Here is a 20,085-nt window from a genome sequence, read left to right on the forward strand (position 1 = left end):
TATTTTTAGTCGCGGCCATAGAATCGAGCAGGCGGCGCACCACACCGGCCCTGCGATCGCTCTGGAGGCGTGCCATGACCGACCAGGACCCCCGAGAGGTTCGCCCACCCGGGCAGAAGGGGCCGGCGAAGCGGGGGCCGTACGCGAAGGGCCTTGCGCGACGGCAGCAGATCATCGACGAAGTCCTGGCGGTCTACGACAGGCTGGGGTTCGAGGGCACCTCGCTGCGAGCCGTCGGGGAAGCGATCGGCGTAACGCATCCGGTGCTCAAGCACCATTTCGGCACCCGCGAGCAGCTCTTCCTCGAAGTGCTGCAGGAGTACGACCGTCGCTTCATCGATGCCGCATCCGAGGGCGGTGGCACCTTCGTCGACCTGATCCAGCGATCGGCCGAGCACAGCATGCGGGTGCCGGGGCTCATGGCCCTGCTGAACAGCATGGTGGCTCACGCGCTGGAGGCGGGCAACGACCGCTCACGGGCGCATTTCTCGGAGCGGTACGCCAACCTGAGGAGAGACATCGTGGCTTTGCTCGAAGAAGGCCGAGCGGCGGGGAGCGTCCGGTCGGACATTCCCCTGGACGAGGCGGCCTCACTTGTCCTCGCGGCAGCCGACGGCCTCAGTACGCAGTGGCTGCTCGACAAGGGCGCCAACCTCCGGAGCGGCTTGCTGCTGCTGGAACGCCTGCTTGAGCCACGGACCGACCGGCGAGAGACGCCGATGCCCAGCTAGAGAATTGCTGAGAATCTTGGGTCCTGGCCCCGGCTCGGTGGAGTCGGGTCCAGTCTCGTAGACATGCGGGGGGAATGGGCCGGGGAGGTCATCGGGCCGAATGTGTAGGAGACCCGCACCCCAACGAACCGCTCACGCGTTGGGCTTCCCCTGGAAGTGACCGGAAGTCCTCAGGACTGTGCGTCGGCTGTGCTGAGGATGGGCACGACGAGGCGCTGCTGGTTCTCGAGGATGCCCCTACGAACTCGCAAACACGCTCTTGCTGAAGCCCGGCGCTGCTAGGGCGTGTTTCGAAAGTAGCGCCGTCCGCCCAGTGAACGAGGCGGGCGAACCGAGCGTCTCCGTCCCGGCGCGGAGTTTCGGAGTCGATCTCGACAGGTAGGCAGGCGAGGGCCCGCAAGAAGCCGTCACCGACTGCGACAGGCAGCCTGCCCCGCAGGGCGCCTATTGCGCACGGAGGACCGACACCGCAGTGCCCATTTCACGCGGAATCCGGTATCTCCGCTGGAGTCAGTGTGCACGAGAAGGTGGAACCTGCACGGGGAAGGGCCGGTCCCGTACCGGCCCTTCCCCGCGGGCACACGGGCCCTGGAGACCGAAGGGGACCGGGCGCGCCCGCCGTACCGGAGTGGGTACGTACCCTGTTCAGGACCGGGCCGGGCGCCGATCCTTGTCACCATGAATGATGCCGTGGTGTGGCTCGTAGTGAGCACGAGCGTGCTGCTGGTGGTCCTGAACCTGGGCATCGGCGTCCTGGCTCTGTGGAGTCACCGCGCCGACCTGTCGGTGACGGAGCGTCTGATCACCTCGGGCGAGCTGGATGTGTACCACGCGACCTGGCTGACCCGGTGCGGATACCGCAGGACGTCGACAGCGACCTGGTTCCGGGAACGTGTCGCCGCGGAGCTGGCCCTCCGGTCGCTGACCACGGCGGGGCTGGTCCGCATCGACGCACGGCAAGCGCTCGTACCACCCCCCGGCGCGACGGAGCAGCCGGACGAAGCGGTGGCCCCGGACCATCCGCTGACGCGGGAGGCCTGGCGGTTCGTCCGTGACTCCTGGTCCGCCGGACGCCCGGTGACGGTGCGGACGCTCGCCGAACACCCCGCGTTCAAGAAGGCCTGCACGGCCCACCGGGGACGGCTGGCCGGCCACCTGCCGCTCCGCCGTATCCGGCTCGACAACAACGCCGAGCGCGCGCCACGGGCCGCGGGGTGGACCGCCGCGGGATGGATCACCCTCAACACCTGCGTGCTGATGGGGTGGAACACCTTCGGCCCTCCCGACGCCGGGCCCGACGGGATGTTCGAGAAGGTGTTCGCGATCTTCGCGCTGGCCGTGGGCACCGTCTTCCTCGCGGCGCTCCTCCTGGTCACTCTGCACGTCCTCGTCTGGCGGGCATGGCAGGACCGCTGGCCCCGACGGCTGCGCGCGCACTGCGAGGCCCTGCTCCAGCGGGAATCCGGCACCTGGATCCCGCTGTCACAGCTTCCTGTGGGGTGACCCCGGGGCCGTGGATCAGGCCCGCAGATAGGTGAGGACGGCCAGCACCCTGCGGTGGGTCTCGTCCGCCGGAGGCAGGTCCAGCTTGGTGAGGATGCCGCTGATGTGCTTGCCGATCGCGGCCTCGGAGACCACCAGCTCCTTCGCGATCGCCCCGTTGGACCTGCCCTCCGCGATCAGCGCCAGCACCTCGCGCTCGCGGGGGGTGAGCCGCTCCAGCGGATCGCGGCGGCGGCGCAGCAGTTGGCGTACCACTTCGGGATCCACCACCGTTGCGCCGTGCGCGACCTCGTGCAGCGCGTCGACGAACTCCTCGACCTGACCGACGCGGTCCTTCAGCAGATAGCCGACCCCCGTACCATCACCGGAGTCCAGGAGCTCCGAGGCGTACGTCCGTTGCACGTACTGGCTGAGGACCAGGACCGGCAGTGTGGGCCGCTTCTCGCGCAGCCGTACCGCCGTGCGCAGCCCCTCGTCCTGGAAACCGGGCGGCATGCGCACGTCCGTCACCACGATGTCGGGGGTGTGCTCGTCGACCGCGACGACCAGCGCCTGCGCGTCCCCGACGGCCGCCACCACCTCGTGACCACAGCGGCCGAGCAGGCCGACGAGCCCTTCCCGCAACAGCACGCTGTCCTCGGCCAGCACTACGCGGAGCGATCGGCGGCCGCGGTCAACTCGCAAGGAAACTCCACATGCAGCAGGGTCGGTCCGCCCGGCGGACTGGACAGCGCAAGTCTGCCATCCAGGACCGACACCCGGTCCGCGAGACCGGTGAGTCCGCTGCCCGCCGAGGCGTCCGCACCGCCCCGGCCGTCGTCGCACACCTGGAGGAACAGACGGCCCTCACGGTGACCGCCGCTCACCCGGGCACGGTCGGCCCCACTGTGCCTGGCGACGTTGGCGAGCGCCTCGCAGACCACGAAGTACGCGGCTGACTCGACCGGCCGGGGCAGCCGGCCCGGCAGTTCGAGATCGACATCCACGGGGACCGGGGAGCGGTCCGCGGCGTCGGTGACCGCGGCGGGCAGGCCGTAGTCCGCGAGGACCTTGGGGTGGATGCCGTGGATGAGCTCACGCAGCTCCGCGAGCACCCTGCCCGCCTCCTCGTGCGCCTTGGCGAGTTGGCCGGCGAGCGGTCCCGGTGGTGCGTCCAGCCGGGCCAGGCCGAGGACCATCGTCAGGGCCACCAGCCGCTGTTGGGCGCCGTCGTGCAGATCGCGCTCGATACGGCGCCGCTCCGCCTCGAAGGCGTCCACCAACCGGACGCGGGAGCTGGCCAGTTCGACCACCCTGGCGCCGAGTTCGCCCTCCCGGGAGGCGATCAGCAGCCGGGTCAGCGCGGCGCGCGCGCCCGCCGCCACGCCGAGCACGTAGCAGCACAGGCCCATGAGGAGCAGGCCCAGCACGGCGACACCGAACGCGGTCGGCCAGGTGGTGACCGTCCACTGCTTGAGCACCTTCGCCTCCTGCCCCTCACCGACCGTGGCCATCAGCAGCGGGGTGGCGACCACGGACAGCGGCAGGAACAGGGCGACCGTGATCGCCAGGGCGTCGACCGGCCACAACAGCGCGGCGAACAGCAGCGCGTACCCCAGCTCCCGCCATGTCGCCTGCTCACGCAGCCGGGTGGTCAGCCAGGGCCACAGTCCCGGCACGGCCGGCTCCTGGTGCGGTCCTGGCGCCGGACCGTCGTCGACCAGGCGCAGCCTCCACCGCTCCACCCAGGCCACCGGGATCCCGCCGAGAGCGACCACGGCGAACAGGGGAAGCCCCACCACGACCAGGGTGAGCACACCACAGACCGCCACCGCCGCCACGGTCACCACCAGGACGACCACGCCGCTCACGGCGCCGGTGAGCAGGTACGCGACGGAGCGCCAGGGCCAGACGGACAGCAGGAAGCCCGGCCGGGACATGGCCTGCCACACATTCGGAGGGTGCATGGGGATCACCGTAGGAGGACGAAGCCGTGCGGTGCCATCGGGCCAGGGCGCGGATCGGAGGTAGGTCCGGCCCTACCCCACATCTCGTCCCTGCCGTACTGCGCCGTGCGGTGCTCCCGCGGTTTCGTGGAGCCTTCCCACCCGCCCAGGCCGTGTGGGAGGGACGACATCGACACGACGGGACAACACATGACCGACGACGCGGTCCAACTGCGCTCCGTGACCCGGCGCTACGGCACGGGCGATATGTCCGTCACCGCTCTCGACCAGGTATCGCTCGCCTTCCCGAAGGGGACGTTCACCGCCGTGATGGGCCCGTCCGGCTCCGGCAAGTCGACCCTGCTGCAGTGCGCCGCGGGCCTCGACCGCCCCACCTCGGGGCTGGTCACCATCGGCGGGACCGAGTTGACCGAGCTGACGGAGACCGAGCTGACCCTGCTGCGCCGCGAACGTATCGGCTTCGTGTTCCAGGCGTTCAACCTGCTGCCCTCACTGACCGCCGAACAGAACGTGGCCCTGCCGCTGCGGCTGGCCGGCCGGCGTCCCCCGAAGGCCCGGGTCCGCGAGGTACTCGAACAGGTCGGACTGGGCGGGCGGGCCCGGCACCGGCCGGCGGAGATGTCCGGCGGCCAGCAGCAACGGGTCGCCCTGGCCCGCGCCCTGATCACCCGCCCCGAAGTGCTCTTCGGCGACGAGCCGACCGGCGCGCTCGACTCGCGGACCAGCCGCGACGTGCTCACCCTGCTGCGCGACATGGTCGACAGCGACGGCCGGACGATCATCATGGTCACCCACGACCCGGTCGCCGCCTCCTACGCCGACCGCGTAGTCCTCCTCGTCGACGGCGGCGTCAACGGCGAACTGACCGGCGCCGGCGCCGAGTACATCGCCGCGCGCCTGACCACGCTGGAGGCCCTGCCGTGCTGAGCACCGCCCTGCGCACCCTGCGCACCCGCTGGGTCACCTTCGTCGGCAGCTTCGTCGCCCTCGCGCTGGGCGTGGCGCTGATCGCCGTCATGGGGCTGGCCCTCGCGTCCTCGCTGGAGGCACCCGACCGCGGGCCCGAACGGTTCGCCGCCGCGCCGGTCGTCGTCAAGGGCATGGACACCCTGCGCGTGACCACCCCGACGGGCGACCGAACCCGGAAGCTCGCGCGGCCCCGCGCCGTACCCGCCGACGTCGTCGCCGAGCTCAAAAACCTCGGAACCGTCGTCGAGGACCGGTCGTTCACCGTACGGGCGCGGGGCGGCCCCGGCGACCTGGTGGGCCACCCCTGGTCCGTCGCCGCCTTCACGCCCTACCGGCTCGACGCGGGCCGTGCGCCGAAGGCCGCGGACGAGATCGTCGTCAGCGGCGGCTGGGCCCGGCCGGGCACTCGGGTGCGGACCGACACCGGCACCGGCACCGTACGGGTCGTCGGCACCGTGGCAGGACCCGGCTTCGAGAACGCCGTCTTCCACACCGACGCCCGCGCCGCCCAGTTGGCGCCCCGCAGCGTCCAGCTCGTCGTCGACGCGGACGCGGCGGCCGTCCGCGAGGTGGTGAGCGGCAGCGACGGCGTCCAGGTCCTCACCGGCGACGCCCGCCGGTACGCCGACGCCGATCCCGACCGGGACAGCGAGGCCCTCACCGCGATGAACGCCCTGTTCGGCACGGCCGGCGGCGTCACCGGATTCGTGTCGGTGTTCGTCGTGGCGTCGACCTTCGCGTTCGCGGTCGCCCAGCGCCGCCGCGAGTTCGGGCTGCTGCGCACGGCCGGGGCGACCCCGGGGCAGATACGCCGCATGGTCCTCGCCGAGGCACTCCTGATCGGTGTGCTCGCCTCCGCGACCGGCTGTGTACTCGGCTCCCACGGGGCGCCGAAGCTCGCCCGGTGGGCGGTCGACGAGGACCTCGCGCCCCGCTGGTTCACCATCGGCGACCACACCTGGCCGTACCACATGGCCTTCTGGACAGGGCTGTTCGTGGCGTTGTGCGGGGTGCTGGCCGCGTCCTGGCGGGCCGGCCGGACCGGCCCCGCCGAGGCGCTGCGCGAGGCGTCCGTGGACACCCGGGCGATGACACGGGGCCGTTGGCTGTGCGGCGCGGCCCTGCTGCTGACCGCTGCCGTGACACTGCCCCTGGCCCTGCTGACGGACCCGGGCGACCTGCTGCACCGTAAGACCTATGTGAGCCGGCCGATGCTGCTGATCACCGCCGTGGCACTGCTCGCGCCGGTGCTGGTGCGCCCGCTGACCCGGCTCATCGCCTGGCTGCCGTCCCAACTGCCCGGCGCCACCGGGATGCTGGTACGGGAGAACGCCGCCACCGGCGTCCGGCGCACCGCCGCCGTCGCGGCGCCCGTCCTGGTCACGGTCGCGCTGGCGGGCTCACTGCTCGGCGCCACCGCCACCCTCAACGGGGCGAAGGCGACCGAGGTCCGCGAACGCACGGCCGCCGACTTCGTGGTCACCCCCACGAGCGACACGGGCTTCGACGACGCGACGCTGGAGAAGCTGCGCGCCGTGCGCAGCGCCGAGGTCTCCGCGACCTCGGCGAGCGCCGTGTACGTACGGGAGGAGGGCGTGGCGCTCGCCACGTCCGAAGCGCGCGCGGCCGACCCCGACCCGCTCGCCGCCACCGCCCGTCTCCCGCTCGCCGCCGGGAAGGTGAGCGACCTAGACGACGACTCGATCATCGTCAACGAGGAGTGGGAGCGGCACACCGTGGGACAGCGGGTGGATGTGTGGCTCGGCGACGGCACGCGGAAGTCCCTGACGATCGCCGCCGTCATGACGGTCGGCACCGGGAACAACGGCGTCTACATCACACCGCGCAACGCTCCGGACGCGCCCGTCGACCGGGTCGACGTACGCCTCAGCGACGGCGCGGACCCCTCCGCGGTGGCCGCCGGGCTGCGGGACGCGGCCCGGGCGTCGGGCGGGCAGGTGCTCACCGACCGGCAGTGGGTGCGGGCGACGTACCCCGAGACCAACCGGACGACGCGGACGGGCCTCCTGCTGGTCCTCGGCATCGCCCTGCTGTACACCGGCATCTCGCTGGCCAACACCATGGTCATGGCCACCTCCGACCGGGTCCGCGACCTGGCCGTGCTGCGGCTGGCCGGAGCCACCCGGTGGCAGGTGCTGCGGCTGGTGGGCGCCGAGGCGCTGATGGTGGTCGTGGTCGGTGCGGTGCTGGGAGCGCTGGTCGCCGCGCTCAATCTGCTGGGCATGTGGAGCGCGCTGGGCCTGCTCTCGGTGTGGACGCCGATCCGGATCCCGTGGGCGACGCTCGGCGCGACCGTGAGCGCCTGCGCGCTACTCGCCGTGGCCTCGGCGGTCGCCCCGGCCGGCCTCTCCCTGCGGCGCGGGGCGGTGGAGTCGGCGGGTGTACGGGAGTGATTCCGGACCCCGGGCCGGTCAGGAGCGGCCCGGCGCACCGATGGACCCTTGCGCGGGTGGGGAGTTGTGGAGCACGCGGGCAGTCGCTCAGGGGGCGGCGGTGGGCTGTCGGAGCGCCGCCGTCACCAGTCCGTGGATCTCCTGGGCCGACACGGTTCCGCCGCCCACCAGGCGGTCGAAGACCAGTCCGTCCACGCAGGTCAGCAGCGTGACCGTACGGTCCTCGGCGTCTGCCACGCCGTGCGCGGCCAGGAAGTCGCGAACGGCGTGTCGGCCCGCGTTCCGCCGTGGCACGAGGATCTCCCGCAGCTCGGGGTGGTGCACGCTCTCGATGGCGCACGCGTAGCGCGCCAGGGAGCGTCGCCGTCCGTCCCCCGTGAGCCGTTGCCCGACGAAGGCGGCGATCCCGGCCACCAGTTCCCCGGCATCCCGAGGCACCGGCATCTGCTCCCCGGTCGCCTGGAGTTCCGCCTGGTCGAGGGCGACCAGACGCTGGACCAGCGCGGTGAGCAGCGCCTGGCGGGTGCGGTAGTAGGCGGAGGTGGTGCCGGGCGGCAGGTTCGCCGCCCGGTCCACCGCGCGATGGGTCAGTCCCCGGATTCCGGCATCGGCGAGTACGTCGATGGCCGCTTCGGCGAGAACGGTACGTCGGTCTGTGGGCATCCCCCTTTTCTACACCTGTAGAGGGGCGGGGTACTCTTCTTCTACATCTGTAGAAGAAGAGTGGCGGGCGGACGAAGGAGGGCCGGTATGGGTGGCAGCGCGGTGGTGGTGGGCGGAGGCATCGGCGGGCTGGCCGCCGCGATCGGTCTGCGCCGGATCGGCTGGGAGGTGACGGTTGTCGAACGCGCGCCCGTCCTGGCCGATGGGGGCGCGGGAATCTCCCTGCACGCCAACGGCATCCGCGCCCTGGACGCCCTCGGTGTCGGCGAGGCGGTACGCGCGGCGGCGCGGCCCCAGTACACCGGGGGCACCCGCGTCCCCGGTGGCGGCCGGCTGGCCCGGATGGACGGGACCGCTCTGGAGCGCGAACTGGGCACGCCGATCGTCGGCATCCCCCGGGCCGCACTGCACCACCTGCTGCGCGCGGCACTGCCGGCCGAGTGCCTGCTGGTCGGGGCCGAGGCCACGTCCGTCGACCGCTCCGGCCCGGGCCGGGTGCGGATACCGCTCGGGGACGACGTCCTGGAGGCGGATCTCGTCGTGGCCGCCGACGGGGTGGGCAGCCGGCTGCGGGCCGAGATGTTCCCTCAGCACCCCGGACCGGTCTACAGCGGGTCGACCGTGCTGCGCGCCCTCACCGAACGCCCCGTCGAGCTGGACACCGACTTCGAGCTGACCTGGGGGAACGGCGCCGAGTTCGGCCACATCGCGTTCGCCGACGGCCGGGCCGAGTGGCACGCGGTCCTCAACTCGCCCCCCGGGGTACGGCATACGGACCCCCTCGACGTGATGCGCCGGCGGTTCGGCACCTGGCACGAACCGATCCCCGCACTGCTGAACGCGACCCGGCCCGACGCCGTCCTGCACCACGACATCCACGAACTGCTCACGCCGCTGCCCGCCTTCACCGGGCACCGCACCGCGCTGCTCGGTGACGCGGCCCACGCGATGACCCCGCACCTCGGCCAGGGCGCCTGCCAGGCGCTGGAGGACGCGGCCGTGCTCGCCGCCGCACTCGCCACCGGGCCCACCGTCGCATCGGCGCTGGCCCGGTACGACGCCGAGCGCCGCACGCGCAGCCAGTCCGTCGCACGCGCCGCCCGCCGGGCCGGCCGGATGGGGCAGCGACTGACCCACCCCCTGGCCGTCGCCGTACGGAACACCGCTCTCCGGCTGGCCCCCTCCCGCGCGACCGTCCGCACCATCCTGCGGCAGGCCGACTGGACACCGCCGAGCCTGGGCTGACGGCTGACGGCTGACGGCCGCCGGAGCCGGGCCGCCGGAGCCGGGTCAGGACACCAGGGTCTGCTCCTCCAGCTCCGTCAGCTTGACGGTGCACAGACCGCCGCGCTCGACCTTGACATCGGTCACCTCAAGCTGGGTGCCCGGAAGGAGAATGAACTCCTCCTCACCGGTGAACGCGGAGAAGTCACGGATGCCCACGGCCCGCGCGGGGACCACCTCGAACAGCGTCCGCTTGCCACGGCTGCCGAGGAACCCCTTGGCCACACCGAGTTCGGACGTGCACGAGGAGACGCCCCACCAGGCCACGGTCCGTCCGAGCGGGTACTGCGCACGCAGGTCCAGCGACACCCCGCGCCACAACGACCCGGTCCGGTAGGGGAGGTGCGTCACCGCCGAGAACAGCAGCCGCAGATACGACAGGTACGGGACGAGCCCGGTCCGGTCGGGGGAGCGCAGAATGGCGTTGATCTCCCGGTAGAACACGGACTCGCAGGTGTAGAGATGCAGGGCGGCGATCGCGTCGGCGGACAGGCCGCCGGGGACCTCGTCCGCCCGCCGCTTGCCGAACTCGTGCGACCGGTCTACGTGCCGCCCCAGCCCGGACAGCAGCGCGGCAACGGGGGCGACGGCCTCACGGAAGTCCATGAGCGGGGTGTCGAACACACCCGTGATCGCGGGAAGGACGAGCCCCTCGTCCTTCACACCGGAGAGCCGGTCGAGGTAGAGCTGGTGCAGCTCCATGGTGGACGCGATGAACGCGCCCATGCGGTCGGAGACGTCGCCCGCGGACCCGCCGGTCTCCTCCGCGCGCTTGTTCCAGCCGGTGCTGGGCAGCCAGTCGATCCCGTCGGCGCCCAGCGACGCGAGAGCCTCGTTCACCGTCCCGAAGTGGTCGCCGTCGCAGAAGAGGTCGCCCTGCGCCGCGGGGTTGGCGTGGTCGATGTGCCGGACCTCGACGTCGGGGTACTTCTTCTGGATCTCGAGAACGACCTTCTTCAGACTGCGCGCGTGCGCCCCCCACCACGCGAAGACGACTCCGCGGTCCTCCTCGTCGGCGGTCTGCTTGGCCTTGAGGATCTCCTCGACGATCCGCTCGGCGACCGGCCGCCAGAACCTGGTGTGCTGGTTCGTGTCGATCGCCCCGTCGCCGCTGGCCGTCAGCGCCGCGTTCAGCAGCAGCACGCCCTGCGTGAGCATCGCCTGGAACCACTCCGGCGGCTGCACGGTGTCCTGCTTCTTCAGCAGCGCGCGAATATCGGCTATCGGGGTCTTCTTGGGGATGCCGTACTTCCACATCGCCGCCGCCTTGATGATGCAGCGGACACTGACGACCCTGCCGAACTGGCTGTCCTGCCAGCCGTGGAAGGTGTTGTCGAACATGGCGATGCCGGTGGCGCTCTCCGGCCGCGGGTACGGGTTCTGACCGAAGACGACGACCTTCCATTGGTGCGGCGCGTTGGGCTTGAGCGCCTGGAAGGTCAGTTCGCGGACGGGGACGACCTCAGAGCTGCGGCCCGGGCCGATGAACGAGGCCGCCTCCGGCTGCGCCTCGATGACCGGCTTCAGCAGCGGAAGCCATGGTTCGCCGCCTCCCTTGAACAACTCCGCGAGGGCCAGCGGGTCGTTCGGTCCTGGCGTGGCGGGGGTGTGGGCATCGCTCATGGCGGAGGGCTCCAAAAGATCGGACTGTGCTGGCGGAAGGCCTGATCGGCGAAGTGATCCTGAGGATAGGTCAGCCCTCTGACAACGCCCTCCGGTCCGCGGGCCCGCCGGGCCGGGGCGACCGCGTTGTCAGTGGGACGCGGTAGCGTTCCCGGCAGTTGAGTGACCGTTCTCGATCGGAGTGAACCATGACCGTGGACCGAGTGCCGCCGCCGCTCAGGGTGGTGCTGACCGACATCAACACCCCAGTGGTGGAGGCGTGGCGGGCGGCCTTCGCCGACACCCCCGAGATCGAGATCCGCAAGGGATCGATCCTCGGCGAGGACGTCGACGCCTGGGTCAGCCCCACCAACTCCCGGGGCCGGATGGACGGCGGGGCCGACGCGGTCATCAAGCGGCACCTCGGCGCGGGCATCCAGCTACGGGTGCAGAAGGCGATCCGCAGCCAGTTCGAGGGGGTGCTCCCGGTGGGCAGCGCGGTGTGCGTTCCCTCCGGGGCGGTCACACCGAGGTTCCTGATCTCGACACCGACCATGGAGACGTCTTCGCAGAACGTCAGCGAGACCCTGAACGTGGCCCTGGCCTGCGCCGCCGCGTTCCAGGCGATCCATCAGCAGAACAACAGGGCGCCGGGCAGCATTCGGTCGGTCGCCCTGGTCGGTATGGGCGCCCGGACCGGCCAGGTGCCGGCGCGAGTGTGCGCCAACCTGATGTGGACGGGCTACACCCTGTTCAACGACCACTCCTTCGAGGACTACGACGACCTGCGCACCACGATCGTCACACAGCTCGACGACCTGGAGAGCGCGCCCGTGGACAAGCGGGTCCGCATAACGCCGCCCAAGCGCCCCCGCTCACGCCGCTGACCTGCCTCTCGGTCACCCCCGCACCGTGAGGGTGACGGCCGGCGGGCACCACCGGGGCGGCTGTGTGCCCGAGGCCGGCCGTCACGATCGAGGACGGAGGATCACCAGGTCTCACGGAAGCGTCCGGCTACTCCCCTGACGGCGCCGTCAGGGTGGCGCCGAGGGCCACCGGGGTGCCGAAGTTCGGTGTGCCGTCGGCGTTCCAGGTGAACTTCTGCGCTCTGGTGGTGCGGTTCATGTCGCAGCCTCCGCCGGCGGAGGCGTTGGCGTGGTAGACCATCCAGTCCTCGGTCCCGTCGGGGGACTTGAAGAAGCCGTTGTGGCCGGGGCCGTACACACCGTTGGCGTTGGACCTCTGGAAGACCGGGTTCGGTGTCTTGACCCAGGAGGAGGAGTTGAGCGGGTCGCCACCGTTGTGGGTGAGCATCCCCAGCTTGTAGTCGGGCGTGGAGCAGTGGCTGGCGGAGTAGACGATGAAGGTCCTGCCGCCCCGCTGGAGGACCTCGGCGCCCTCGTTGACCGCGCCGCCCACCGTCTCCCAGCCGTAGGCCGGCGTGGACAACACCCTGCGGGTGCCACTGGCGGTCCACGGGTTCGACAGCGGTCGGATGAACATCGGCTGTGAGCCGTTGTAGTAGGTGCCGAGGAGGTAGAGCTTGCCGCCCAGTTGCAGGATGCCAGGGTCCAGCTCCCAGGTGTTGTCCTGCGTCGGGTCGAGCAGGTCGGCCTTGAAGGTGTAGGGCCCCATCGGGTCCTGGCCGGCGCTTTCGAGCACGTGGATCCGCTGGGTGCCGAGGTTGTACGGTTCCCGCCCGGCCGTGTAGTAGAAGTACCACCGCTTCCCGTTGGGCCCGTCGAGCAGATGGAACTCCGGGGCCCACATCGTGCCGGCGCCGTTGGGCCGGGTGAGGTTGAAGATCACCTGGTTGGTGGCGGTGGCGAGCCCCGCCAGGGTGGCGGCCTTGCGCATGGTGATCGTCGAGTTCCAGGTCGTGGTGGCGAGGTAGTAGAAGCCGTTGTGGTAGGTGAGCCAGGGGTCGGGCCCGTGCTGGGAGAGCGGGTTGGTGAACGTGCCCTGGACGATCGCCCCGCCACGGGCGGAACCGGGCAGGCCGGCCGCCCCGGCGGGGGAGGCGGGTGGCGCCGCCAGGAAGGCGACCACCATGGTGAGCACGGCGACGAGCGCGGACAGACATCGGGAACGAGTCGCGGTCACTGAGGCACGTCCTTCATCGGTGGGTGGGCGCGTACGCCTTTGCTCCGAGGGGCCCGGCCGATGGCGGGACGCCGCTGCGGTTATGGACCTTGACCTCGGTGAGGCCCGTCCTGGCCCCGGAGGCGTGGGTGGCCAGGACCCGTACGCGCTGGGCGCTGATCGCCGGGAACCGCACCAGGTTGTAGTTGGCCCGCGGCACCTCCGGGCTCCTGGTCTGGCCGGGCACGTTCACCCAGGAACTGCCGTTGTGGTACTGGACGGTGTACGCGGACGGGGCCCGGTAGGTGGTGCTCGCCGGGCGGCTGTCCTTGAAGTACAGCCGCACCTCGTCGAGCGTGCGGGCGGTGCCGAAGTTCAGCTCGTACCAGTCCTGGCTGTTGGGAGAACCACCGGCGCCCCAGAACGGCTCGTTGGTGGGGTACCCGTCGACCGCGCCGGAGGCGTTGGCGCCGGACCCGGTGTGGGAGGCGGACACCGTCGCCCCGGAGGCGAGGTTGGGCAGGTCGGCGGTCAGGTCGACACCGGCCTTGGCGAGCATGTCGACCATCCGGGGGCTGTTCTGCACAACCTGGTTGGGGGCCCGCAGACCGGCCACCGCCGTGCGGTAGGTGACCGTGCCGCTGGTGGTGACGTCGCCGGTGGCGGGGTCCCAGGTGAAGGGCACCAGTGAGCTGACGGTGGCGGCGCGGTTCCCGTTGACGTAGATCGAGTAGCCCTCCGGGATACCGGGGTAACGCTGCACCCCGTCGGCCGGGTCGTCCCAGACGATGGACAGATCGGCGCCCCGGTAGCGGAGGTTGTTGACGGTGAAGTGACTCCATCCGATGTTGATCGGGGAGAGCTCGACCTTGGCGTCGTTGCGGGGCCGCAGTCCCGCGACGTCCTCGATCACGGTCCAGTTGCTGCTGCCGAGGATGTTGTGGTGGATCCAGGAGCGGTAGTTGATGCCGCTGCCGTTCCAGTCGGCCCAGAACTCGTTGGCGTCCGGCCACTGGGTGTTGCCGCCGGCGTACTGCGCCCAGGTGTTCCAGTAGAGGAGCTTCTTGTAGTCGGTCGCGTCCATCCAGGAGTTGGGATAGTTGCGCAGCACCGAGGAGTAGAGGCGGAACTGCACGGTGGAGTTGATGGTGGAGAAGTTGTTGGAGCCCGGGTTCCCGGCGTCGGCCGCCGCCTTCTTGTCGGCCTGGTTGGCCGTGTAGAAGGGGAAGACGGGGTATTGGGCCGGATCGTCGAACAGGCGCAGGGCCTGCTTGTACGTCGCGGTGTCGGGCACGGCTCCGACCGAGAACGGGTAGTAGTTGTTGATCTCCTTCCAGGGCACCCATTCGTTGGTCGACTTCAACCGGTGCTCGAACAACTGCCGGTTCGGGTTCCAGAGCACGTTGACGATGGCGTCCTTGATCTGCGTCGCGAGCGTGCGCATCTCGGTGGCCTTGGCCGTGTTGCCGGTCGCCTCGTACGCCTGCGCGGCGGCGAGTGCGCCGCTGTACTGGTAGGCGGACTCGGCGCGGTCCATGGCGCCGGGCTTCCAGTGGAAGGAGACGGCGTCGGCGTCGTTGCCGGTCAGGGCGCCCCAGTCGTACTCGATGAGCTTGTTGTTGTCGCGGTCGTAGTAGGAGAGTTGGCCCTTGACGTCGCCCTCCGCGTAGCGGGCCAGGCTGGCGGCGATGGCCGGCTGGCCGCCGTGGATCTGGTAGCTCTTCCACGCGGCCTCGGCGATGTACTGGGTGTAGCTGTTGGACCAGTTCTCCGGATCACCCGGATTGTCGAGGAACCGGCCGCCCTTGGAGACCTGGCCGGCGCTCAGCCAGTCCCCGTACGCGTAGGACGGGTTGCGCAGGTACTTGAGGTCGTCGATGTGCATGGGCTGGGTGAGCGCGATCGCGTTGTTGTACCCGAGGACGCCTTCGGTCGAGGTCGGGAACTGGTAGGTCTGCCCGGGGATGTCGGCGTCGAGGTTGTTGAAGCGCATCAGCCACCAGCGGTAGTAGATGTTCTTCTTGATCGCGGCTTCGGGTACGTCGATGTAGGGCACGTTCTGTGCCCACCACAGGTTGTAGGCCCTGACGTGGGTGGCGAACGCGGTCGTGTCGGAGTAGCCCGCGTAGGCACGGTACTCGGTGAGCGATGCGGGGATCTCGTCGGTGACGAAGCCCATCACGACCTTGGTGGTCGCCGTGGCCCCGGCCGCGATCGTCACGGACCGGTTGAGTCCGCCGCCCGAGGCGGCGAAACCGTCGCCGGTGAGCCGCGGGCGGATGGTCGTGAGGTTGTTGTAGGCGTTGACCTGCCCGGTCAGCTCGTTGCCGCTGCCCGTCGTGGCGTACGGCGAGGTCGCCCGTAACTGCAGCGTGGTGGAGCCGGCGCCGTTGTTCTTGATCGACAGGTTGGTCACGGCGACGTTGTTGTCGGTGATGAACTTGGTCTGGCTGACGGTGATCGAGCCGCTGGTGTGCACGCTCTTCCAGTGGCTGGGCACCTGCCGGCGCTGGGAGACCTGCTCCGTGAAGGTGCCAGGACCGATCGCGACGGTGTAGGCGTTGTTGTCGTTGACGCTCTCCCAGTAGGCGACGTGGCCGCCGAAGCCGAGCACCGCGGGGTCATGGGTCTTCATGAAGAGCGCGCGACCACGGCTCATCAGCCAGGGGCCGGTCGGGTCGTTGCCGGAGCGGGCCAGCAGGCGGTCCATCCAGAAGTCGGTCCCCGCGCTCTCCGCGTCGTAGATGGTCCGCATCATGTCGCCCGGTGTGTGGGCGACGGGCGGCGCCGGGATCGCGGGTCCGCCGAAGGTCGGGAACCCGATGGTCTGGTCGGCGTGGGCCGGGGGCGTGGCGAGGACGGAACAGGCGATCAGCACCAGTGCGACGACGAGGCGCTTCATGACAGGGCCCGCCGTTCCCGGGTGCCTTCCGCGGTGCCGCCCGGTCCGGCCGGCCCCGGGTAACGCGACGTGGCTCGGGGTGGTGCTGACGCCCCCTCCCGGGGGCTCCGTCCGTCGTCTTCTCATCGGATGCTCCCTGTCCAGTTGACCGCGAGCTTCTGCTCGCGACGACGCCGGCGTGTTCGCCGCCGGCTATGTGGTGCTCCTGACAAAGCCGTCCGTGGAAGCGGAGGAGAGCGAGGAAGAGGTGCGAACGGGTGGAGGGCTTCGCCGCGTCTCCGAGACGTACTGAACCTGAAACCGAAACGACCTGAAAGGTTTTCGCAACGTAGGTCCGGGATCTTGAGGTGTCAAGAGGGACGTCCCGGGCCCGGCGTCCCCGACCGAGGCTTTCAGGACAACGGCGCCGTGGACCTCCTGATCACCACCCGGCAGGGCAGCGTCTCGGTGCCCGAGCGCCGCGCTCCGGCGATCGCGCCGGACAGGGCGTGCGCGGCAGCCCGCCCGACCTGTTCGAGGTTCAGGTCGATGCTGGTCAGTGGTGGGCGGGAGGCGGAGGTCAGGACCCGCCAGTTGTCGAAGCCCATGACCGCCACGTCCTCGGGAACCCGGTGGCCGCGCTCGCGCAGGACGTCCATGACGCCGCGGGCGATCTGGTCGCTGCCGCACAGCACGGCGTCCACGTCCGGGTGCCGGTCGAGCAGCATCGCGGTGGCCGCGCGTCCCCAGCCCTCCGACCACACCCCGAACCGTGGCTCGCCGACCGGGGCCAGGCCCGCGTCGGCGAGCGCGGCCAGGGCGCCATCGGCCCGCTCCCGCGCGGCGAGGTACCCGGGGTCGCCGGTGATGTGCGCGATCCGGGTACGGCCGCAGGCGAGCAGGTGCTCCACCGCGATCCGGCCGCCGCCCACGCCGTCGGGGACGATGGACAGATCCGCCGGATCGTCCGAGGGCGCGTACGCGTAGACGACGGGGACGGGCAGCTCCCGGCCCAGGGACGGACGCGGGTCGGTCCGGCTGCCCACCACGATGAGCCCGTCGACCCGGCGGCCGAGCAGCGCGCGGACATGGTGCTGCTCGCGGATCGTGTCACCACGCGCGTCACAGAGGAGCACCGCGACCTCGCCAGCCCCGAAGGCGTCCTCGGCCCCCATGAGGATCGGGATGCTGAACCGGCCCTCCAGGTCACTGGTGAGCAGCCCGACGGTCCCCGAGCGCCCGGCCAGCAGGCCCCGCGCCAACTGGTTGGGCCGGAACGACAGACGCTCGGCCGCGTCGATCACCCGCTGCCGTGTCTCGGCGCGCACCTGGCTACGGCCGTTGAGGGCCTTCGACGCGGTGGCGACGGACACGCCCGCCAGCCGGGCGACATCGCTGAGTGTGGCGGGCCGCGAACGAGAGGGGCCGGTGACCTGTGCCATGGATGTTCTCCTGTCTCGCGTCGCGTGCCGAGGCCGTCGAGGTGGCACGTCGCGCGTAGAACCGTACGCGAGAAGTTTCGGTCAAGGTGCGCCCCATGGTGCCCCCACAGGTTTCGGCGCACCACGACTGCCGTTCCCCGCAAGGGGATTGACGGGCGGCAATCCGCGTCCTAGCTTTTTGAAAGCCTTTTCGTTCGGCCCGCCGCCACACAAGGGGGATCGACATGAGAAGCACGGCCGGACCATGTGGACGGATACACCGCCTCGTCATCCGCGCTGTCGCGCTGTTGGCCGCCGCGAGCCTGCTCACGGCATGCGGCTCCGGAGGCGACGGCACGGACGGCAAAGGAGGCGGAACGGCGGACGCCAAGGGCGCCGACGACGGCACCACGCTGACGATGTGGACGCGCGCGGCCACCCGGCCGCAGAGCGAGGGCCTGGTCGAGGCGTACAACGCGAGCCACCGGAACAAGATCGAGCTGACCGTCATCCCCACCGACGACTACCAGGCCAAGGTCGGCGCGGCCGCGGGATCCCGGGACCTTCCCGACCTGTTCGCCTCCGACGTGGTGTTCGTCCCCAACTACACCTCCAGCGGGCTCTTCGCCGACCTCACCGAACGCATCGACGCCCTGCCCTTCGCCGAGCACCTGGCCCGGTCGCACCTCAAGGCCGGCACGTACGAGGACAAGAAGTACGTCGTGCCGCACACCCTCGACCTCTCGGTGCTCTTCTACAACAAGGAGCTCTACCGGCGGGCCGGACTCGACCCCGACGCCCCGCCCACCACCCTGGGCGAGTGGGACCGGCAGGCGCGCGCCGTGGACGCGCTCGGCGGGGGCGTCGACGGCACGTTCTTCGGCGGCAACTGCGGTGGCTGCGGCGTCTTCACCTGGTGGCCGTCGATCTGGGCCGCGGGGGAGGAGGTGCTGAACAAGGAGGGAACCGAGGCGTCCCTCGCCTCCGGCACAGCGAAGAAGGTCTACGCGACCTACCGCGGGTGGGTGAAGGACGACATCGTGGCCCCCGGCGCACGCGAGGAGACCGGCACCACCTGGACGGGGCTCTTCCCGAAAGGCCGGATCGGCGTCATGCCCATGCCCTCGACCACCCTGGGTCTGATGCCTGGGAACCTCGACCTCGGCGTCGCGCCCATCCCCGGACCCGACGGCGGCACGTCCACCTTCGTCGGCGGTGACGCCCTCGGCATCTCCGCCACCAGCGACTCGGCCGACCAGGCATGGAACTTCCTCGCCTGGTCCCTGGGCGACACGGCGCAGGTCGATGTGGTCGCCGCCCACAAGGATGTCGTGGCGCGCACCGATCTCGCGTCCAACAAGCACTCCGCCGAGGACCCGCGGCTGGTGACGATCAACAGACTCGTGGCGGACGGGCGGACCCCGTACGCGCCGAAGTTCGGCCAGACCTTCAACGACCCCAACGGGCCCTGGCTGACCCTGATGCGCCACGCCGTCTTCGGCGACGGATCGTCCGTCGACCAGGACAACGAGGCGGTCACCGCGTCGCTGGCCGACTGAGCGGCCCACCCGGATCGGGCGCCCGCCCCTCCCACGTCACGCGGCAGAGGAGAGCCATGCATCTGAAGGCGGCCGGGCCGGCGGCGGCCGAAGACCGGGCCCGGCCGGCGGGACGGGTCCGCCCGACCCGCGCGACCGCGCCCCGGTGGCGGTCCCGCCCGGTGAAGGGCCTTGTCTACGCGGCTCCCACGGCCGTGTTCGTCGCGGTCCTCTTCCTGCTGCCGCTGCTGCTCGTCGGGCGGATGTCGCTCAGCGACTGGCCGCTGCTCGCCGGGGCCAGGGGCCTCAACACCCCCGAGAACTACACCGACGCCATCGACAGCGCCCTGTTCTGGCCCGCCGTCCGCTTCACTCTCGTCTACACGGTGATCGTCACCGTCGTACTCCTCGGGCTGGCCCTCCTCCTCGCCCTGCTGGTGCAGGAGTCCCGGCCCGGTGCGGGCTTCTTCCGTACGGTCTACTTCCTGCCCAGTGTCCTGGGACTCGCGTCCGCGTCACTGCTGTTCTGGGGTCTGTACAGCCCGACCACCGGCCCGCTCGGCCGCGTCCCGGAAAGGCTCGGCCTCGCCGACGACCCGGTGTCCTTCCTCGCCACACCGACCTCGGCCCTGTTGTCGACGGTGTTCCTCATCGTCTGGAAGTTCGCCGGCTTCTACATGCTGATCCTCCTCGTGGGCCTCCAGCGCATCCCCCAGGAGGTGTTCGAGGCGGCGCGGATGGACGGCGCCGGCCGCGGCCAGATCTTCCGCGGCATCACGCTGCCGCTGCTGCGGCCGTCCCTCGCCCTGACCCTGCTGCTGTGTGTGACCGGATCGCTGCTCGCCTTCGACCAGTTCTTCATCCTCACCAAGGGCGGCCCCGACAACAGCACCGTCACCGTCGTCCAGTTGATCTACCGCGAGGCGTTCCAGCGGCTGAATCTCGGTACCGCGGCGGCCCTTTCGATCATCGTGCTGGCCGTGCTGCTCCTGCTCAACGTCCTTCAGTTCCGCGGTCTGCGCCACGCGGACCCGTCATGAGCCGTACCCCA

The 20,085-nt window shown here is 70.8% G+C and carries 15 protein-coding genes; 8 read left to right on the forward strand and 7 right to left on the reverse strand.

Annotated features, from left to right (window positions below):
- Positions 1–74 precede the first annotated feature (74 nt).
- Both ACIBJC_RS07970 and ACIBJC_RS07975 read left to right on the forward strand, forming a co-directional pair.
- Positions 75–731 (forward strand): TetR/AcrR family transcriptional regulator, encoded by a 657-nt coding sequence (locus ACIBJC_RS07970; RefSeq protein WP_399289374.1) that lies wholly within the window; start codon positions 75–77, stop codon positions 729–731.
- Between the two features lie 678 nt (positions 732–1,409).
- Entirely contained in the window at positions 1,410–2,234 is an 825-nt protein-coding gene (locus tag ACIBJC_RS07975) for a hypothetical protein (RefSeq protein ID WP_399289376.1), read from the forward strand.
- A gap of 15 nt (positions 2,235–2,249) precedes the next feature.
- Here ACIBJC_RS07975 and ACIBJC_RS07980 read toward each other — a convergent pair whose 3' ends face one another.
- Together ACIBJC_RS07980 and ACIBJC_RS07985 are read right to left on the reverse strand one after the other, a co-directional pair.
- Entirely contained in the window at positions 2,250–2,882 is a 633-nt protein-coding gene (locus ACIBJC_RS07980) for a response regulator (protein WP_399289834.1), read from the reverse strand.
- Complete coding sequence (locus ACIBJC_RS07985) at positions 2,882–4,153, reverse strand: sensor histidine kinase (RefSeq protein ID WP_399289836.1); 1,272 nt, start codon at positions 4,151–4,153, stop codon at positions 2,882–2,884. The genes ACIBJC_RS07980 and ACIBJC_RS07985 overlap by 1 nt, the downstream gene beginning before the upstream one ends.
- Before the next feature lie 216 nt (positions 4,154–4,369).
- Here ACIBJC_RS07985 and ACIBJC_RS07990 point away from each other — a divergent pair, with 216 nt between their 5' ends.
- Together ACIBJC_RS07990 and ACIBJC_RS07995 are read left to right on the forward strand one after the other, a co-directional pair.
- Positions 4,370–5,107, forward strand: coding sequence for an ABC transporter ATP-binding protein (locus ACIBJC_RS07990; RefSeq protein WP_399289378.1), 738 nt, complete (start codon positions 4,370–4,372; stop codon positions 5,105–5,107).
- A complete protein-coding gene (locus ACIBJC_RS07995; RefSeq protein ID WP_399289380.1) occupies positions 5,101–7,563 on the forward strand; it encodes an FtsX-like permease family protein in 2,463 nt (820 codons plus the stop codon). Before ACIBJC_RS07990 ends, ACIBJC_RS07995 begins: the two co-directional genes overlap by 7 nt.
- Positions 7,564–7,650: 87 nt before the next feature.
- On the opposite strand, the gene ACIBJC_RS08000 is transcribed toward ACIBJC_RS07995, so the two are convergent.
- Positions 7,651–8,226, reverse strand: a complete 576-nt coding sequence (locus ACIBJC_RS08000; RefSeq protein ID WP_399289382.1) for a TetR/AcrR family transcriptional regulator — start codon at positions 8,224–8,226, stop codon at positions 7,651–7,653.
- Between the two features lie 87 nt (positions 8,227–8,313).
- On the opposite strand from ACIBJC_RS08000, the gene ACIBJC_RS08005 reads away from it, so the two are divergent.
- Positions 8,314–9,471 (forward strand): FAD-dependent monooxygenase, encoded by a 1,158-nt coding sequence (locus ACIBJC_RS08005; protein ID WP_399289384.1) that lies wholly within the window; start codon positions 8,314–8,316, stop codon positions 9,469–9,471.
- A 45-nt stretch (positions 9,472–9,516) separates the two neighbouring features.
- Here ACIBJC_RS08005 and ACIBJC_RS08010 read toward each other — a convergent pair whose 3' ends face one another.
- The gene (locus ACIBJC_RS08010; RefSeq protein WP_399289386.1) at positions 9,517–11,133 is read right to left on the reverse strand and encodes an ADP-ribosyltransferase domain-containing protein; all 1,617 of its coding nucleotides are present in this window, start codon (positions 11,131–11,133) and stop codon (positions 9,517–9,519) included.
- Between the two features lie 188 nt (positions 11,134–11,321).
- Here ACIBJC_RS08010 and ACIBJC_RS08015 point away from each other — a divergent pair, with 188 nt between their 5' ends.
- Positions 11,322–11,999: a macro domain-containing protein gene (locus ACIBJC_RS08015; protein WP_399289388.1), complete on the forward strand. Its 678-nt coding sequence runs from the start codon at positions 11,322–11,324 to the stop codon at positions 11,997–11,999.
- Between the two features lie 127 nt (positions 12,000–12,126).
- Here ACIBJC_RS08015 and ACIBJC_RS08020 read toward each other — a convergent pair whose 3' ends face one another.
- From ACIBJC_RS08020 to ACIBJC_RS08030, 3 genes are all read right to left on the reverse strand, one after another.
- A complete protein-coding gene (locus tag ACIBJC_RS08020) occupies positions 12,127–13,215 on the reverse strand; it encodes a family 43 glycosylhydrolase (protein ID WP_399289390.1) in 1,089 nt (362 codons plus the stop codon).
- A 13-nt stretch (positions 13,216–13,228) separates the two neighbouring features.
- Positions 13,229–16,096, reverse strand: coding sequence for a discoidin domain-containing protein (locus tag ACIBJC_RS08025; protein WP_399289392.1), 2,868 nt, complete (start codon positions 16,094–16,096; stop codon positions 13,229–13,231).
- Positions 16,097–16,488: 392 nt separating this feature from the next.
- Complete coding sequence (locus ACIBJC_RS08030) at positions 16,489–17,517, reverse strand: LacI family DNA-binding transcriptional regulator (protein WP_399289394.1); 1,029 nt, start codon at positions 17,515–17,517, stop codon at positions 16,489–16,491.
- 224 nt (positions 17,518–17,741) lie between these two features.
- On the opposite strand from ACIBJC_RS08030, the gene ACIBJC_RS08035 reads away from it, so the two are divergent.
- Both ACIBJC_RS08035 and ACIBJC_RS08040 read left to right on the forward strand, forming a co-directional pair.
- The gene (locus ACIBJC_RS08035) at positions 17,742–19,055 is read left to right on the forward strand and encodes an ABC transporter substrate-binding protein (protein WP_399289396.1); all 1,314 of its coding nucleotides are present in this window, start codon (positions 17,742–17,744) and stop codon (positions 19,053–19,055) included.
- 56 nt (positions 19,056–19,111) lie between these two features.
- Positions 19,112–20,074, forward strand: coding sequence for a carbohydrate ABC transporter permease (locus tag ACIBJC_RS08040; protein ID WP_399289398.1), 963 nt, complete (start codon positions 19,112–19,114; stop codon positions 20,072–20,074).
- Positions 20,075–20,085: the final 11 nt, after the last annotated feature.

Origin of the sequence: Streptomyces sp. NPDC050509 (genome assembly GCF_044457965.1) — a bacterium.
Classification (GTDB): domain Bacteria; phylum Actinomycetota; class Actinomycetes; order Streptomycetales; family Streptomycetaceae; genus Streptomyces.

Coding starts and splice junctions, on each gene's coding strand:
- ACIBJC_RS07970 (WP_399289374.1), top strand. CDS start 75: ATGACCGACCAGGACCCCCGAGAGGTTCGCCCACCCGGGCAGAAGGGG.
- ACIBJC_RS07975 (WP_399289376.1), top strand. CDS start 1,410: ATGAATGATGCCGTGGTGTGGCTCGTAGTGAGCACGAGCGTGCTGCTG.
- ACIBJC_RS07985 (WP_399289836.1), bottom strand. CDS start 4,153: ATGTCCCGGCCGGGCTTCCTGCTGTCCGTCTGGCCCTGGCGCTCCGTC.
- ACIBJC_RS07990 (WP_399289378.1), top strand. CDS start 4,370: ATGACCGACGACGCGGTCCAACTGCGCTCCGTGACCCGGCGCTACGGC.
- ACIBJC_RS08000 (WP_399289382.1), bottom strand. CDS start 8,226: ATGCCCACAGACCGACGTACCGTTCTCGCCGAAGCGGCCATCGACGTA.
- ACIBJC_RS08005 (WP_399289384.1), top strand. CDS start 8,314: ATGGGTGGCAGCGCGGTGGTGGTGGGCGGAGGCATCGGCGGGCTGGCC.
- ACIBJC_RS08010 (WP_399289386.1), bottom strand. CDS start 11,133: ATGAGCGATGCCCACACCCCCGCCACGCCAGGACCGAACGACCCGCTG.
- ACIBJC_RS08015 (WP_399289388.1), top strand. CDS start 11,322: ATGACCGTGGACCGAGTGCCGCCGCCGCTCAGGGTGGTGCTGACCGAC.
- ACIBJC_RS08025 (WP_399289392.1), bottom strand. CDS start 16,096: ATGAAGCGCCTCGTCGTCGCACTGGTGCTGATCGCCTGTTCCGTCCTC.
- ACIBJC_RS08030 (WP_399289394.1), bottom strand. CDS start 17,517: ATGGCACAGGTCACCGGCCCCTCTCGTTCGCGGCCCGCCACACTCAGC.
- ACIBJC_RS08035 (WP_399289396.1), top strand. CDS start 17,742: ATGAGAAGCACGGCCGGACCATGTGGACGGATACACCGCCTCGTCATC.
- ACIBJC_RS08040 (WP_399289398.1), top strand. CDS start 19,112: ATGCATCTGAAGGCGGCCGGGCCGGCGGCGGCCGAAGACCGGGCCCGG.